Source organism: Nocardioides sp. BE266, from assembly GCF_031457855.1.
Classification (GTDB): Bacteria; Actinomycetota; Actinomycetes; order Propionibacteriales; family Nocardioidaceae; genus Nocardioides.
On sequence record NZ_JAURTI010000007.1, the window covers coordinates 35124 to 51053 of the forward strand.

At 68.1% G+C, this 15930-nt stretch carries 13 protein-coding genes; all 13 read left to right on the forward strand.

Annotated features, from left to right (window positions below):
• Window positions 1-171 precede the first annotated feature (171 nt).
• Window positions 172-3402: a LysM peptidoglycan-binding domain-containing protein gene (locus J2X46_RS19680; RefSeq protein ID WP_310253577.1), complete on the forward strand. Its 3231-nt coding sequence runs from the start codon at window positions 172-174 to the stop codon at window positions 3400-3402.
• A 559-nt stretch (window positions 3403-3961) separates the two neighbouring features.
• Window positions 3962-4600, forward strand: a complete 639-nt coding sequence (locus J2X46_RS19685; RefSeq protein WP_310253579.1) for a hypothetical protein — start codon at window positions 3962-3964, stop codon at window positions 4598-4600.
• 57 nt (window positions 4601-4657) lie between these two features.
• Entirely contained in the window at window positions 4658-4918 is a 261-nt protein-coding gene (locus tag J2X46_RS19690) for a hypothetical protein (protein WP_310253582.1), read from the forward strand.
• Window positions 4918-5799, forward strand: coding sequence for a hypothetical protein (locus tag J2X46_RS19695; protein WP_310253584.1), 882 nt, complete (start codon window positions 4918-4920; stop codon window positions 5797-5799). The genes J2X46_RS19690 and J2X46_RS19695 overlap by 1 nt, the downstream gene beginning before the upstream one ends.
• A gap of 20 nt (window positions 5800-5819) precedes the next feature.
• Window positions 5820-6155 (forward strand): hypothetical protein, encoded by a 336-nt coding sequence (locus J2X46_RS19700; RefSeq protein ID WP_310253586.1) that lies wholly within the window; start codon window positions 5820-5822, stop codon window positions 6153-6155.
• Window position 6156: 1 nt separating this feature from the next.
• Window positions 6157-6987 carry a hypothetical protein gene (locus tag J2X46_RS19705; RefSeq protein ID WP_310253589.1) on the forward strand — a complete coding sequence of 277 codons (831 nt, stop codon included), beginning with the start codon at window positions 6157-6159 and terminating at the stop codon, window positions 6985-6987.
• Window positions 6984-8357: a type IV secretion system protein gene (locus J2X46_RS19710; RefSeq protein WP_310253591.1), complete on the forward strand. Its 1374-nt coding sequence runs from the start codon at window positions 6984-6986 to the stop codon at window positions 8355-8357. The genes J2X46_RS19705 and J2X46_RS19710 overlap by 4 nt, the downstream gene beginning before the upstream one ends.
• A gap of 71 nt (window positions 8358-8428) precedes the next feature.
• A complete protein-coding gene (locus tag J2X46_RS19715; RefSeq protein ID WP_310253593.1) occupies window positions 8429-9967 on the forward strand; it encodes an SCO6880 family protein in 1539 nt (512 codons plus the stop codon).
• A gap of 48 nt (window positions 9968-10015) precedes the next feature.
• Window positions 10016-10441: a hypothetical protein gene (locus J2X46_RS19720; RefSeq protein WP_310253594.1), complete on the forward strand. Its 426-nt coding sequence runs from the start codon at window positions 10016-10018 to the stop codon at window positions 10439-10441.
• A 2-nt stretch (window positions 10442-10443) separates the two neighbouring features.
• Window positions 10444-11979, forward strand: a complete 1536-nt coding sequence (locus tag J2X46_RS19725) for an ATP-binding protein (protein ID WP_310253793.1) — start codon at window positions 10444-10446, stop codon at window positions 11977-11979.
• Between the two features lie 76 nt (window positions 11980-12055).
• A complete protein-coding gene (locus J2X46_RS19730; protein WP_310253596.1) occupies window positions 12056-14749 on the forward strand; it encodes an endonuclease/exonuclease/phosphatase family protein in 2694 nt (897 codons plus the stop codon).
• A gap of 1 nt (window position 14750) precedes the next feature.
• Window positions 14751-15377, forward strand: a complete 627-nt coding sequence (locus tag J2X46_RS19735) for an ATP-binding protein (RefSeq protein WP_310253597.1) — start codon at window positions 14751-14753, stop codon at window positions 15375-15377.
• On the forward strand, window positions 15356-15850 hold the full coding sequence (locus tag J2X46_RS19740) for a hypothetical protein (RefSeq protein WP_310253598.1): 495 nt from the start codon (window positions 15356-15358) through the stop codon (window positions 15848-15850). Before J2X46_RS19735 ends, J2X46_RS19740 begins: the two co-directional genes overlap by 22 nt.
• Window positions 15851-15930: the final 80 nt, after the last annotated feature.

Below are 15930 nucleotides of genomic sequence, written 5' to 3' on the forward strand. Positions count from 1 at the left end.
GCGGGAACCCACTGTCCGATTCGCGGCCTGGACGGTTGCTCTTCCCGGATATGACGACCCTGCTGCTGCGAAACGCGCCGACGCCGAGGTCCGGATACAGCCGATACGACAAGATCAATAGCGTCCTGATGGACCGCATCTAGGTCCCCCCCAGGAGAAGAAGGAAGCACCATGCTGGGATTTTTCAAGTGGCTCGGAGCACTCGCGGCACTGCTGGTTCTCCTCGTCGGGTTCCCTGCCCTGCTGATCGCGGCTGTGGGCAACCCGTGGCCCGATGGTGGCCTGAGCGAGTTGGCGCTGATGAGCAACTCGGCGCTGATGGGGCTTGTCGTGTCCTTGGGCTGGTTCGTGTGGGCACAGCTACTGCTGTGCACGCTGTGGGAGATCCCGCCCGCGCTGCGACGCGAGACCGAAGGGGCCTCTCGGATGCCGATCGCCTTCGGTGGCCAGCAGCGGTTCATGCGGATGCTGGTGCACACCGTCCTCGCGATCGGTGTCACCTCGACGACGCTGCTCGGCTCGCATGCAGCCACCGCGCAGGCCGCTGCGGCGCCGCCGCTGCAACCGGTCACGCAAGTGGCCCACCAGACGCCCGTAGCTACCGAGACGCCCGCAGCCGAGACACCCGTCAAGGCCAACCCAAACACCCACCGGGCCGAAGCCGAACTCCCGCGGATCGTGATCGACAAGGGCGACACCATGTGGGGCCTGGCTGAGACGCACCTGGGCGATGGATTCCGCTGGCAGGAAATCGCGGGCCTCAACAAAGGCCGGGTGATGGCTGATGGCCGGGTCTTCAACAACCCGCGCAACATCGAAGTGGGCTGGGAGCTCCTGCTGCCCGCCGACGCAACCAACGTGCCCGGGAACTCCCCGGAGACCGAGCACACCGTCGCGCCCACCGAGACGCTGAGTGGGATCGCGCTGGAGACCACCGGAGACGCCGACAACTGGCCGGCGCTGTACGAGGCCAACCAGGACGTGATCGGCAGCGACCCGAACGTGATCCTGCCCGGCCAGGAGCTCGTCTTGCCCGGCACCGGCGGCACAGCCGGCACTGGCGCCGAGGACCGTCCCGCGCAGCCTGATGACTCGTACGACGCACCTGGCGAGGGAGAGCAGCCAACCGTGCCGGGCGCGCGTGGCGGCAACGATGCGGCGGAGGAAGGCACTCAGGACCAGGACCAGGTTCCCGAGGAACCTGCCACCCCGCTCGCGCCGGAGCAGGAGGCACCTGCCGAGGAGCCGCCTGCGACGTCCACACAGCAGCCCACCGAGGCCGCCACTGGTGACGTCGCCGCGGTCGACGAAGACGACGGGATCAGCGCCCTGGATGCGCTACTGGCCAGCGCGGTGTGCCTGTCAGCGGGCGCGCTCGGGCTGCTGCTGCGCAACCGGCGCCGTCAGTGGCGGTGGCGTAAGACCGGTCGGATGATCGCCTCCACTCCCGACGAGCTCGTCGAGGTGGAGGCGTCGATCATCGAGCACGGCACCGAGGCGCAGAAGGACGCAGAGTTCCTCGACCGTGCGCTGCGGTACGTCTCGGCATCGTGCAAGGTGGCCGACACCCCGTTGCCTGCGCTGGAGGCGGCGGTTCTGGGCGATGAGGACCTGACCCTCCTGTTCGCCGAGCCCGCCCAGACTGAGGTGCCGGAGGGCTGGACTGCGACCGAGGACGCCCGCGCATGGATGCTGCCTCGTTGGACGATCCTCGAGGAAGAACTGGAGAATCAGCCGCCGCCGTACCCGGCCTTGGTCAGCGTCGGCCTCGACGAGGGTGGTCACACCTGGTACCTCGACCTGGAGACCCTCGGTTTGTGCGGTATCGGCGGTGAGCCTCAGCAGGTGGCCGACCTTGCCCGGTTCATGGTCGCCGAACTCGCGGTCAACGAGTGGGCCGAGGGGTGCGAGGTGCTGCTGGCCGACGACTTCGCCGCCGAGACGGTCCGGCTCAACCCGGCCCGCCTGCGCCAGGTGCCCCGCGACGACGCTCTCGCCAGGGCTGCCGTGTTGACCGGTGAGATGGGTGAGGTCGAGCAGAACCTGGATGCAGACGTGTTGACCCGTCGACGAGATGGACTGCTCCTGGACACCACTAGCCCGGTCGTGGTTGTGGTGTCGTCGCGTCCCACCGACGAGTTCGTCTCCGACATCGAGGCTCGGGACCGATCCCGGGTCGTGGTGCTGCACGGCGACGAGGAGTCCCCGTCGGTCGAGTTGTCGGGTGACGGGATGGCGTTCCTGCCGAAGTGGAGGATCAGCGTCAAGGCCTTCTCGCTGCAGGCCGAGGACGCGACGCCGATGGCCGACCTGATCAAGTCGTCGCGCAACCTGAACGACGAACCGATCCCGGACATGACCTCGGACGATGGCCCGTTGGGCAAGTACGCACGTGCGGACGGATCGCTGAGAGAGGAGTACACGGCACCACGCCGCACCGAGGGCAACGATCCTTCCTCACAGCTGCCGGAGGCCGACGCGGTCTACCTAGCTACTGCGGCCACGACAGTCGAGGACCTTGCGGCGATCGCCCCGAGCATCCCTGAGGAGGTTCGCAAGGAGATCGCCGACCTCGACCCGACCCTCGACCAGGACCTCGCGGACTGGTACGACGAGACCTCACCCCGGCCGAAGGTTCACCTGCTGGGTGCGGTCGAGGTGACCACGCTGGCCGGTGGCGACCGGGCGGCGATTCACACTCTGGCCGGAACCGTCTCCTTCATCGCCTACCTCGCCTGGCTGGACAAGGGGGTCACCGGGGAACGGGCCGCCTCGGATTGTGGCTGGGCAACGGTCAAGACCGTCCAGAACCGCGCCAAGGACGCTCGCTTCCTACTGGGCAAGCGGCCCGACGGTACGAACTGGCTGCCCGACGCCGGGCTGAGCGCGGGTGCGGTTCGGGGCACCACCCCGACCTACGAACTGGTGAAGGGACTCGGCGGCGTGCTCACCAGCGCCGACCTGTTCATCCGGCTCAGGAACCGGGCGGTACGCCGCGGCGATGCCGGCGGCTTCGAGGAGGACTTGGTGAAGGCGCTCGCGCTGGTCACCGGGGCGCCGTTCGAGGGTGCCACCGAACGGTTGTTCAAGTGGCTTCTGAAGACCGGCCGCCCCGACGACATCCTGGCCGGAGCGATCCACGACGCCGCCCACACCTTGGCGACGCGCGCCGTCACCGACGGCCGCACCGACCTGGTGCGACTGGCGTGCGAGGCGGCCCGACGGGCCAACCCCAACGCTGACATTTCGTGGCTGGACCAGGCGGCCGCGACCGAGGCCGAGTCGGGTCGGGCAGCGGCTGGAGAGCTCGTTCGCGAACAGGTCCTCGACCGGTTCGACGAGGACCTGCCGGACCGCTCGGAGAGCATCGTCGAACAGCGCGAGTGGGGCGCCGCCGGGTAGCCAGAAGACACCCACTGGGCAGCGTTCGGCCCCGTCTCACCGGATGGTGAGGCGGGGCCGAACTCCGTTTTCGGGTGCACCCGCAAGCAGGTGGACGAACGTTTCTCAGATTTTTTCCCAGACCAGTGGTGAAGGGTCAAAACCCCTTCTGACCTGCGGGTTCGCGGCGGGCGAGCGGGCGGGGTGAGCGGTCTTCGCGCCACCGGCGAGGCGTGGGGTGCAGCGGGGTGAGCGGCGGGGTGAGGGGTCGGATCTGCAGTAGGCGCGTCCTGATCACCTCAACCCAAAGGACCCGCCAATGTCTCGGACTCCGAAGCCTGTCGAGAAGTACCGGCCTTTCAACAGCCCCGTCGCCCCTATCCCGGGCGTCACAGCGACGCAGTGGGAGGGGAGGCGGAACAAGGCGCAGACCGCCTTGTCCACCTCGGTCATCGCCGGTCTAGAGCGGTCCGGGAAGTGGGCGCAGTGGCAGGCGTCCGACCCGCGCCTGGCGCCCTTCGACAGTCTCGATGCAGTCCGCACAGCGTGGCGGCGCCGTGACGAGCGCTGCTATGGGGTCGTGGCTGGCCTGACCGCTCTCGGGTCGCGACGCGGCGGCGATGACGACGACGCAGCCCTCGCGGTGGTCGTGCTGCTCGCCGACGGGGTGAGCCGGCTGGCGTACCGAGACTTGATGTTCGTGTGCGAACTCGAGGACGTGAACGCGACCGTGTGGGAGGAGGTCAAGGGAGCGGAGCCACAGTTGGGCAGCCACGCGGCCCGCTACCTGCTACAGCGTGCCAGGCAGCGGCTGACGCGGCCGGCGGGCGGCATGGTCTCCCGGATCGACACAACCTCGTTGGAGGCCTGGACGGCCGTCGTCTTCGATGGCCTCGCCGTCGGGGTCTTCAGCGACGGCGCCGGACGGGCGGATGGCGACCGGGACCTGATCATCGCGGTGCCTGATGTCGAGGACCCGGTCGAGGACTTGGCCGACCTTCTCACCTGGGCCACAGGCACGGGCGTGATCAGCGCGGATGACGTTGAGTTGCTCGTCGAACTGCTGGCCGCGGAGAACGACGGACTGGGCCGCGAGGAGGCTCAACGTGTGGTCGGCGAGCGGCACGGCGTGACCATGCGGACGGTCCGTCGACGCGCGACCCGGACCACCGAGCGCCTGAACCGTGCCGCCCCGGAGTACCTGGCCGCAATCGCCTGAGAACCGCCTCCACCGAAACTTTCTTGCCGCTCCCTGTCCGATCTGGACAGGGAGCGGTTGCTGTTCTCCACCATGGCCCCGAAATCGCAGACCACAGTCCCAGTCGCCGAGCCGACCCCTGAGGTCGTCGCGCAGTTGTTGGATGTGGTGGCCGACCACAGCGTCGAGGGCGCCCTGTCCGACATCGAGCAGATGGTTGCGCGACTGCGCGCCGGCGCCGAGGAAGCCGCTGACGCCCGCAAGGTGCTCAGCAACACTCCCGCCACCGTTCTACGTGAGGCGCTGCGGCTGCGGGCCGCCCGGGTCGAGGCGGTCTGATGAGCACCCGCACCGCGACCCGGTACTCCATCCGCGAACTCCAGGCCGCTGCTCAGGCCCTTGCCGCCGGACAGTTCGCGACCGGCACATCGGCCGCGTCTGAGACCACCCGCACGGTGGTTCTCGACGAGGGCCCGGCCGTGTCCACCAAAGCGGTGACGCCGGAGGTTGCCCCGACCTCTCCCGGTCTTGCTCCGCTGGTGCGGGTGCGCGCAGCGAACGCGGGCGCCGGCGCCTCTACGGTCGCGCTCGCTCTCGCCGACGTCGCCGACGTCGCGGGCGTCCGGACACGGGTGCTCGACGCGGCCGCGCCGGCCTGGTCAGGTCTGCTGGGCGCCACGGTCACCGAGTTGGGTGCCACTGAGGGGTGGCGACGCGGCCGCCGCGGCGACGGTGTCCTGATCGACCGAGTCGAGGACCCCGTTCGAGTCCCCGGCGAGGTCCCGGCCCCGCGCGCCACCGATGGAGTAGACCTCACGGTGCTGGACGCCGGATGGTCCATGCGGGAACTCACCGCAACCACGGGATGGGTCACCGCCGCGGCTGCGCACGCCGAGGTCCTAGTGACCCGTCCGAGCGCGCTGGCGTTGAGCCAGACCGAATCGGCCCTGACCCACCTCGAGGACCAGGTGGTGGCCGACCAGGTCGTGGTGGTCGTCGTGGGTGCGAGCCGTTGGAGTGACCGCGAGTTCGCTACCGCCGGCCGCCTTCTTCGCCGCACCCACGAGCAGGAGGCCGTGCTGTTCGCGCCGCTCCTTTCCGCCAAGACCCTGCCGGGTCTTGGTCCCGACCCGCTGCCCAAGCAGCTCACAAATCCCTCCCAGCGCCTGCTGGAGCGGATCACCACCATCACCGGACCGCTGACGGCGAACCGGACCTAACAGGAAGCAAGGAGATTCAGATGTTCATCGAAACCATCTCCGAGGTCGCCACCCAGATGACGGCGCTCGTGAGTCACAGCAACCTCCAGGCGGCCGGCGACGTGTGCGCCAAGGCACCCAGCCAGGAGGCCGAGGGCTTCGCAAAGGACGTTGTCGGCTGGGTGAAGTGGGGCGTGATCTGGCTGATCATCGGAGCCGGCTTCGCCTCGGCTGGGCTGATGGTCGGCGGCAAGATCTCCCAGTCGGGTCGTGCCGCGCAGATCGGCTCGAGTGGGATGTTCTGGACGGTGATCGGAGCGATTGCGTTCGCGGTCATCTACGGGATCCTCAACGGCATCGTCGGGTCCGGCTGCTGACATGTTCACCCGATCCAGGCGCCTTGCCCACTTCTTCTCCCCGAGACAGCTGGCGGACCCTGCCACCGAGTGGAGTCGACTGCGGCTGCAGATCCTGCTGGGGGTCGCGGTTGTCGTCGCCCTCGCCTTGGTGGTGGGTGGCGCCTGGTCGGTGGTCAACATGCTGACCGGCTCCACTGCGTCTGCTGGTTCCGGGTCCGAAGGCGGGCAGTCTGCCCAAGACGAGCTCGCTGAAAAGGAACTGCCGGAGGCTCCGGTCGAGGCCGCGCAGCCGAGCAGCCTGTCCTCTGGCGAGACCGGCACGATCGCGATCCCACCGCCGACCGAGGTGGGGGAGGTCGGGGTTGCGACCGGGTACCCGCAAACCGCGGAAGGTGCGCTGGCGCAGTTGGCCGCGATCGACACGACCGCACTGACATCGGCATCGGTCCGGGTGGCCCAGGACGTCATCAAGGAGTGGGCCGCCCCTGGCGGCCCGACCTCGGAGAGCTGGACCGGCGTACAGGCCGTGGCAGCGTTCTTGGAATCCGCTGGGATGCCGGCGGAGGCGAGCAGTTCGATCACGATCGCGGTCGAACCGAAGATGGGGTTCATCAAGGGCACGGTCGGTGACGACTTCGTCATTCCGTGCATCGACTTCATCATCACCGCCACGACCACGACAGGGCAGCCGCTGCAGGTCGCTGCGGCCGACTGCCAGCGCATGGTGTGGCAGGACGGCCGGTGGGTGATCGGCGAGGGCGATGAGCCGGCACCGGCGCCGTCGCTGTGGCCGGGCTCGCAGGCGTCCTTCGACGCTGGCTACCTGTGGCTGGAGGTCGAGCAGTCATGACGGACTCGCTCATCGTGAACATCGTCCCGATGCTGGACCTCAACCCGCTGAACTGGCTGGGCAACAAGGCCAAGGAGACTCTGGCCGACGGGTTCACCGCGATGATGATGGCGATCTGGTCGGGCGCCATGTGGCTGCTCAAGGCCGCCTTCGATCTCATCGACAACTTCACTCCGAATGTCGCGGACCCGGACCTGAACACGCTGTACGGGCTCACGTTGTGGATCGCGGGCGCGATCGCGCTGGTGATCGCCTTTTCGCAGATCGGTCTCGCGGTGTTGCGCCAGGACGGACGTGGGTTCGGCACCCTGGTCGCTGGACTGGTGCAGTACGGCGCCGTCCTCACGTGCTGGATCACGGTGTGCGTGGGTCTCATCAGCGGCGCCTCGGGCCTGACCCATGGGATCTTGGACGCCCTGCTCGGGGTCGACAGCTTCTCCGGCTACGCGGCCGGCGACGGGTTTGTCGACACGGTCTCGGGCACGACACAGGCAGCGGTACTCGGGATCTGCGGGCTGTTGGTCCTGATCCCGGCCGCGTTCGGGCACATGATCATCATGATGGTTCGCTCGGCCGCTCTGCTGATCCTGGTCGCGACCATGCCCATCGCGGCCGCGGGGGCGCTGTCAGAAGGCACCAAGTCGTGGATGTGGAAGTCGATCCGATGGTTCCTGGCCTGTGTGCTGATGGAGCCTCTCCTGGCGCTCGTGGTCGGCATGGGCTCCCAGTTCGCGTGGGCCGGCATGCCCGACGGAGAGAGCAGCTCTGGCTCCTCGACGCTGGAGAACGTCGGAATGTCGGTGGTCGGGTCGGTCATCATGCTGGTCGCCTGCTTCATGCCGATGGTGTTGTTCCGAATGCTCGCGTTCGTTGACCCGGGCACCGCCTCGGGTGCCTCGTTCCGGTCCACGATGGATGCCAACGGCGGCGCGGCGGGACTGCTGCGCGGCAAAGGCACCAGCGGGGGTGCGGCAGGATCCGGTGCCGCGGCCGCGACCGCGTCGGATGGACGCACCAGCTCCGAGAACGGGGCAGAGGCTGAGACCGCGAACCGGTTCCAGTCCTCGGGGATGAGGAAGTTCGGCGGCAAGGTCGGCGGCGTCATCGCCTCAGGCATGGACAAGACCGGGAAGATCGCCCAAACCGGCGCCCAGATGGGTGTCGACGTCATGGGCTCCGCAGCCGTCGGCGACCCCGGCAACTACTACGAGACGCAGCACGAACCCAAGCAGAACCGGCAGTCGGGCCACGGGATGAAGCCGTCCAAGGGCACGGGCCAAGGCCGGGGCAAGGGCGACGGCGTCGCCAACGACGCCCCCCAAGAAGCCGTCGGGGCGGTCGAGGAGAACCCGGAGATCCTCCTCGCCTAAGCGTCGATGTGGACCGACCGGGCCCCGGCCATGGACTGCCACTTACCTAAGACACAGAACGGAGAAGCGAAATGAGCGTTTACGGAGCGTCGGCCACCAGAGACCGACAGGCATGGCTGTTCGGGCTCACCGGCCCGCAGTTCTTCCTGCTGCTGGCCGCCGGGTTCCCGACCTGGATGGCGATCGCCGGGCAGCAGTGGCTGATGCTGCCCATCGTGCTGCCGTTGTGGGTCGTGGTGGGGCTGCTGGTCTGCCTCCCGATCCGCGGCCACTCGGCGATCCAGTGGATCGGCGTCCTGTTCCGGCATGTGGCCGGCCTCGCGTTCGGCTGGTCGCGGTTCCAGTCCAAAGCCGCCTCCGGTGACCTGGACCTCGGCAACGGCGACGATGACGAGGACGACGGAGAGGCCGGGGAAGCGGACCTGCCGGGGATCTTGGCGGGCATCCAGATCCACGACGGTCCGCCGATGAGCGGCCAGACCGCGCGGCCGGCGATCATCCAGAACCACACGACACGCACGTGGGCGGCCACGGCCCGCATCATCCATCCCGGGATCGGGATGAGCGATGAGGCCGACAGGTTCCGGATGGGCGCCGGGCTGACCGAGATGATGGAGGCCGCGACCGCAGGCAACCAGATCGAGCTGATTGTGGTCCAGGTCCGCACCATCCCTGACGACGGCACCGAGCGTGCGGAGTGGGTGCGCCATAACGCCCGCCCCGACGAGCCCGAGGTGTCGGCTCGAGTGAACGCACAGCTGGAAGCGATGACCGCCGGTGCGGCGGTACGTCACGAAGCGTTCGTCACTGTGGTGGTCCGCGAGGATGTCATCAACAAGGACGCCAAGCGTGCTGGACGAGGAGTGCTCGGACGTGCCCGGATCCTGTACTCGGTGCTCGCCGAGACCGAGGCCCGGCTCACCGGCTCGATCGGCTGCACCCGGGTCAACTGGCTCGACACCTCAGAGCTCGCGGTCGCGATCCGTACCGGCTTCGAGCCGGGCGACCTCCCGGCGCTCGCCGACGCCGACATTCACCACCGCGAGGACGCCTCGATCGCGGCGGGAGTCCCGGTTGCTGCCGCCGGCCCTACCAACGCTTCGACCGCGATGCGGTCCTATCGCCATGGTGAGTGGGAGTCGGTGTCCTCGACGATTTTGCTGCCCCGCAAGGGCGCCCGGATGGGTGCGCTGGCCCGGGTTCTGGTGCCCTCCCAGCCCGGTGAGCGTCGTGCGCTCACCGTCTTCTACCGTCCGGTTTCCCAGCAGGCGGCAGAGCGGTCCACCGGTCGCGCGCAGATGTCGGCGATGATGGCCGGGACACTCAGGGAGAAGGCGGGCAAGGTCGAACGCGCCAAGGACCGCCAGTCGGTCGGCAATCTGGCCGATCGCGACGAGAAGCTCGAGCGGGGCCGGTCGCTGGTGAAGGTGGCCTCCGCGGTCTCGATCACGGTGCCGGCCGGGTGGAACGTGCAGGACTTTGGGCGACGACTTGACGCCTCGATCCGCATCAGCGGCTTCACACCGCTCCCGCTTGACGGGGCACACGACGCGGCCTTCGCAGTGTCCGCGATCCCCCTGGGGGCAGGCCTGCCGAAGAAGCGTCGCTAACCCGAGAAGCGCCGCGACCGGCACCGCCTGAAACAGCCCGGTCCTCAGATGTCCGATCTGAGGACCGGGCTGTTGCTTCTCTCCAACATGAAGACACCTGTGATGCTGACGGCCCCGGGCAACCCGGCGACCTCTCCCGAGCGCGCCCTGGTTGGTCGCCTGCACGAGATGGCAGTCACGCGCTGCCCTACGCCACGACAGATGGAGTGGCGGCGCACGAGCGTCACCGGGTACGCGTCTGACCCGCGTCCGGTCTTCGGTCGAATCCGGCACGGCAAGGGAGCCTTGGTCAAGCGGCAAGTCCTTGCTGAGGCGATGCGCAGTCGGCCCCAGGCCGCGGGCCGCCCGTCGAGGGAATGCGGGGTACTCGACGAACTCACCGGTTGCGAGCCGCTCAACCTGTGTGGACCCGTGCGGGTTCTCGACCCGTGCGCGATCACTCCCGGTCCCGACGACAAGGTGGGGGAGTGGTGAGCATGGGGTCGACCACGACGCGTCCCCGTGGCGGTGCGAAGAGCACGCGGCCGGCGTCGCGCACGATCGATGACTTGTTGGCGGACTTCGGAACCACGATGCCGCGCAAGGCGGCACCTGAGCCGACGCCGCCAGCCGAAAAGCTGTTCCCCCGCACGATCAAGAGCAGCGGCGTACGGCGGATGGGGCACGGGTGGTCGCCCACCCTGCCGCCGCTGGCGGGCTATCAGATGACGTCGGAGGAGACCCCGGTGCTGTGGCCGCTGATCTCCGGGGACGGGCTGCCGCCGTGGGGCGCGGAGATGGGCTACGACGTCCTGTCGGGCGGGAAGTTCTATTGCGACCCGATGGGGTGGGTGCTCGACGACTCGATCCCGGTCACCAACCCCAACATCTTCATCTTCGGCAAACCGGGTCGCGGCAAGTCGGCCACGGTCAAGGCGTTCATGATCCGGATGATCAAGTTCGGCTACCGGTCGCTGGTGCTGGGGGATGTGAAGGACGAGTACGAGGACCTGGCGAGATTCCTCGGCGTGACGCCGTTTCGCATCGGCCCTGGTCTACCGGGCCGGATCAACCCGCTCGATCTGGGACCGCTCGGCCTGGATTGGGACAAGCAGAGCACTGAGGAGCAGGAGAAGCGCGCCACGGTGATCTTCAACCGTTGGCTGATGCTGATCCGCGGCCTCGTCGCCTCCCAGGGTGTGGTGTTCAGCCCGACCGAGGAACGGGTCATCAACAAGGTGCTGCGGCATCTGACCGGCTGGTCGGCCGGAGCGTCCCGTCTCAAGCCGATCACCATCCCGCATGTGTGGGCGGCACTGGACTCGCCCACCCCCGGCCTGGTCAGCGACTGCCGCTACGAGAGCGAGCAGGCGTTCTACGACGGCACCCGCCCGCTGCGCGACGCCCTAGGTGCCCTGTGCGAAGGCTCGTTGCAGGGCATGTTCGACACCGAGTCGACCTTCGAGCCGGACTGGCGCAAGCCGATCCAGACCCTGTCGCTGCGGTCGCTGCACGAGACCGGCAACAAGGTTGCTGTTGGCATCGCCCTGATGTGTCTCAACTCCTGGGGCCAAGGCATGCGGGAAGCGGCCTCGGCAGGTGACCGCCGCATCGTGCTGCGCGACGAGGCGTGGCTGCAGACCCGCCTCTCCCTCGAGGCGGTCGAGGCACTGGACGCCAACCTGCGGCTGTCCCGGACCGAGGGTGACATCCAACTGGTGACGTATCACAAGCCGTCCGACCCGCTCTCGGCCGGAGACCAGGGCAGCCAGGCAGCCCAGATCGCCAAGGACCTTCTCAGCCTCTCCGACGTTCGGATCCTCATGGGTCAAGACGAGTCCGTCGCCGACGAGCTCGGCCGCCTGATGGGCCTGTCCGAGATGCAGCAGGGCGTGATCACCAACTGGGCGATGCAGGAGAAGGGCCGCGCCCTGTGGATGGTCGGCGACCAGCGATACAAAATCCAAACTCTGCTGACTCCCCTGGAAAGGCGACTCACCTACACCAACGAAGCGATCGCGACAGCCCAGTGACTGTTCGTTGGATTCGTGAAGGTTTCGCCCCGATCTGCCACCTGCTCCTCGACGGTCGTTGGGGGAGGCCGCAGTCATGAAGAAGGGGGTCCTGCTCGGCTTGCCGCTGGTGCTGATCGCGCCGCTGATGCTGCTCATCTTGGGCATGGGGAGCGCGAGCATCGAGGCCGTGCAGGCCGCGTGCAACACCGGGGCGAACTCGACCACGGGCGGTTCGGTGGGGATCGGCACCCTCAACTGGCGCGGCGCCTCGCACTACAACACCAACCCGCACCCCGGCGAACGGCCGTACGACGAGCGGGTGCCGAACATGGTCGCCAAGATCAACAGCTCGGGGGCATCGATCATCGGATTCCAGGAGTTCGAGCCGCAACAGGCCCAAGCCTTCCTCAACGCCACCAATGGTGGTTGGGCGATCGTGAAGGGTAAGAACGGCCGCGGGAAGGCGTCGACGGCGAACGCGATCGCCTACCAGCCCGCCGCGTGGAAGCTCGACGAAACCCGCTACGTGTCGATCCGCTACGGCGGCCCGATGATCCAGGTGCCGCTAGCGCGGTTCACCTCCACGACGGGCCTCGGGTCGTTGTGGGTGCTCAACACCCACAACCCGGCCGGCGCGGTCGGCGGGACGGACGCGATGCGCGATGCCGGAGTCCGCGCTGAAGCAACAGCACTGACGAACCTGCAGGCGGCCGAGCCGAACACACCGCTGTTCCTGACCGGCGACATGAACGACAAGACACGGTTCAAGCGGCTGTTCCTTTCGCTGGCCGCCGGGTGGTCGACCGCAAACCCCACCGACAAGCAGATCGACTGGATCATGGGCAGCCCCACGGTCACGTTCTCCGGGACCGTGGTCGACCAGAGCACCAACGACCGCGCGCACGCCTACACCGACCACCCGTTCGTCTACACCACTGCGACCCTCGGCGCAGGTGCCGCTGGGACCGAGGGCCCTAGCGGCAGCGCTGGGGCGGGCCGGTCGGGCAGCGGAGCTGTGCTCGGGCAGATGCCCACCGGGATCCGGGCGACCCCAGGTACCGGGGTCAGCGGGAAAGTCACGATCGCCAATGCGAACTTCAAGTGGGCCGCCGAGAAGGGCCTGCACGCGATCAACAACGCCGCGTCTCCGGACTTCATTACCCTCAACGAGATCTGGAAGTACCCGGCTCGCCGGCTCGCGAGCATCCTGCCCGGCTACGGCGCCTACAAGGACCCGCAGAAGGTCGGTAGCGGCAACACCGGCCAGTCGATCAACAACGCCATCATGTGGCGCACCGACACGTGGACGATGCTCGACGGCGGCCGCGTGAAGATCGTCGAGAAGGACCAGGCGGTCTTCCAGGGCAAGAACGTCCTGTGGGACCGCTACGCCACCTGGGGTGTGTTCCAACGCAGCGCCGACGGCGCCGTGGTCTCGGTGATCGCGACCCACCACATGACCAACGTCTACAAGGTGCCGCGTCAGTGGGGGAACCCGCCGATGACCCGAGCCGAGCAGTACGGCCTCGGCATGGACTACCTGGTCGACCTGGCCAACGTGCTGGCGCCGTACGGCCCGGTCCTGCTCGGCGGTGACATGAACTCCCATCCAGGCGACGGCCCCCAGGCCGCGGCACCGCGGATGGAGGCCGCCGGATTCAAGTACACCAAGGACAGCGGCGTGATCTACCAGTTCTACAAGGCGCCGGCCGCTGTGGGACGGACGTGGGAGATCGGTGCCGCCGCGGCAGGTACCGACCATCCGGTCCTGCTCACCCGCCTGGCCATGAACGGCACCGGACCGGGGGCGACCTCGCCGAACGGAACCCCGCCGGGGACCACTACGCCGGCGGGATGCCCGCCATGCCCGGCAGGCGTGTTCAGCGCGACGTTCCAGAACGTTGCAGCAGCTGCCAGCGGTCTTGAGGCCGCGAAGGTCGCGGCCGCGGCCGCATTCCAGGCCGGCTTCCGTGGAGAGGACCTGGTCACCGCGGTCGCGATCGCGCGGGTGGAGTCGAGCTGGAACCCGAAGGCCATCAACGGCACCCACTACGGGCTGTGGCAGATCTCCGGCCAGCACAAGGGCAAGGTGCCCGGCTGGAACGCGACAGCGGACATCTACGACCCGCTCCTCAATGCGCAGTACGCCTTCTACCTCTACTCCGCGAGGCCGGGGTCGGGGGAAGCGAAGTTCGCCGATTGGATCCCGTTCGAGGCCGAGGACTACCGCCAGTACCTCGAGACCGCCCGTCAAGCGGTCGCCGCAACCGGCGGCGGCACCACGAACGTTGGCAACACCGGCTGCTCCACCGGCCAAGAGACCGGAGGCGTGAGCGGTGACCTGCTCAACCGGCTGCGTCAGCGGGCCGAGATGGTCATCAAGCTCTCCCAACAGCACTCGTCACCGTGCTCGGTGCCCGGTTTCGACTGCCAGGGCGTCGGCTTCGACGGCTGGTCGGACGCGTGCACCGCGATCTCCATGATGATCTACGGCAACGCGTACGTCGGGCCCGGCGATGGTGGCGAGCGTGCCTACGGGTCGGTCGTGCAGGGTCAGCAGGGGTCCAGTTGGCCGCCGCCTCCGGGAGCAATCGTGTCCTGGCCTTACTCCGGCAGCGGCCACGTCGCGATCTACCTCGGTGACGGGGACTGGGTAGACAACTGGGGTCCGGTCGGGCACAACGCCCACGACCAGGTCGAGAAGGGCGCGACCGCACACTGGCTGCTGCCGCCGACCTCCTTCGAAGGCAACTTCCTCAACAACGGGATCAATAGTTCGGCGGCCTGAGATGTCCGATCTGAACGGGCGGCGGTTGCTTCTCTCCAACATGGACGTACGCATCGGGACCACACTGGATGGCCAGGCCGCCGGGTTCGACACCCACAGTGCGCGGCCGCTGCTGCTCGTCGGCGACGTCGGCCGCGGAAAGACCACCACCGGCCGCTACCTTGCCCGGTGGTGGCTGGCCAGCACCCGCCGCCACGTCCACGTGTACGCCCAAGCACCCAGCGAGTGGGCAGACCTCCGCTGCGAGCCGCAGCATCCCGACCAGCTGACCCAGCCGGTCGGGACGGCCTGTCCTCCGGGTACGTGCCTGGTCGTGATCGACGACATGGACCTAGTCGACGACGACCGTCTCAGCCTGCTGCCCTTGAACAAGGGCCGGGTGATCTTGACCTCGCACGGCGGAAACAGTCTTGGCGGCCGGCCGCTGCTCAACGCCGACATCGACTGCATCGGCCTGGTGCGCCCGGACCCAACGAGTCCGGCCGAGGCCGCGGTGCTGGAGGGCCAGGGGCGACTGGACTGGCCGATCGACACGGTCGCAGTCCTCCCTGATCCAAGGGGACCGATCGACTTCCCGTGTCACCGCTGGCAGGCTCCGACCTCCGCATGGGCGGCGACGACGCGATGAGTATGGAACGGTCCCGGCGCGCCCGGTTCACCAACGTCGCCCCGACAGCCGGCGAGTTCAAGATGGCGGCTCTCCTGGCCGGCGTCTTCTTCTTCCTCATCACTCCACTGGTAGTCCAGGCGCTCGTCGGCTGGGCCACCACTGGGGTGGTCGCGTTGCCGAACGGGCACCTTCTGGACGCATACGGAGGGCTGCTGCGCAGCGACTTCGGTGTCGGCTTGCCCGACCGGGTCAACGCTGGGTTGCCGTCGGATGCGGTGATGTGGGTACTGACGCTGGTCGGTGAGGTGCTGGTTCTCGGTGCTGTCGTCGTGGTGGGCATGTGGATGCGTGACGCGACCGGCGCCAGTTCCCGCCACGGACTAGCCACGCCGACGCAGGCCGCCGAGGCGCTCGGGTTGCCGCGGCTGCGCAAGAGCGCCGCAGTGATCCGTCCAGACCTCTACGCCCGTTCCGGGCGACGAACTCACTGACCCCGGAAAGGGACCACTGAGCATGACTCCAGCACTCAAGCACGTGAAGCCTCACGACGTCGGGTGGCGCCTCGGACAGT

Coding starts and splice junctions, on each gene's coding strand:
- J2X46_RS19725 (WP_310253793.1), top strand. CDS start 10,444: ATGGGGTCGACCACGACGCGTCCCCGTGGCGGTGCGAAGAGCACGCGG.
- J2X46_RS19735 (WP_310253597.1), top strand. CDS start 14,751: ATGTCCGATCTGAACGGGCGGCGGTTGCTTCTCTCCAACATGGACGTA.
- J2X46_RS19710 (WP_310253591.1), top strand. CDS start 6,984: ATGACGGACTCGCTCATCGTGAACATCGTCCCGATGCTGGACCTCAAC.
- J2X46_RS19715 (WP_310253593.1), top strand. CDS start 8,429: ATGAGCGTTTACGGAGCGTCGGCCACCAGAGACCGACAGGCATGGCTG.
- J2X46_RS19700 (WP_310253586.1), top strand. CDS start 5,820: ATGTTCATCGAAACCATCTCCGAGGTCGCCACCCAGATGACGGCGCTC.
- J2X46_RS19695 (WP_310253584.1), top strand. CDS start 4,918: ATGAGCACCCGCACCGCGACCCGGTACTCCATCCGCGAACTCCAGGCC.
- J2X46_RS19740 (WP_310253598.1), top strand. CDS start 15,356: ATGGGCGGCGACGACGCGATGAGTATGGAACGGTCCCGGCGCGCCCGG.
- J2X46_RS19720 (WP_310253594.1), top strand. CDS start 10,016: ATGTCCGATCTGAGGACCGGGCTGTTGCTTCTCTCCAACATGAAGACA.
- J2X46_RS19705 (WP_310253589.1), top strand. CDS start 6,157: ATGTTCACCCGATCCAGGCGCCTTGCCCACTTCTTCTCCCCGAGACAG.
- J2X46_RS19730 (WP_310253596.1), top strand. CDS start 12,056: ATGAAGAAGGGGGTCCTGCTCGGCTTGCCGCTGGTGCTGATCGCGCCG.
- J2X46_RS19680 (WP_310253577.1), top strand. CDS start 172: ATGCTGGGATTTTTCAAGTGGCTCGGAGCACTCGCGGCACTGCTGGTT.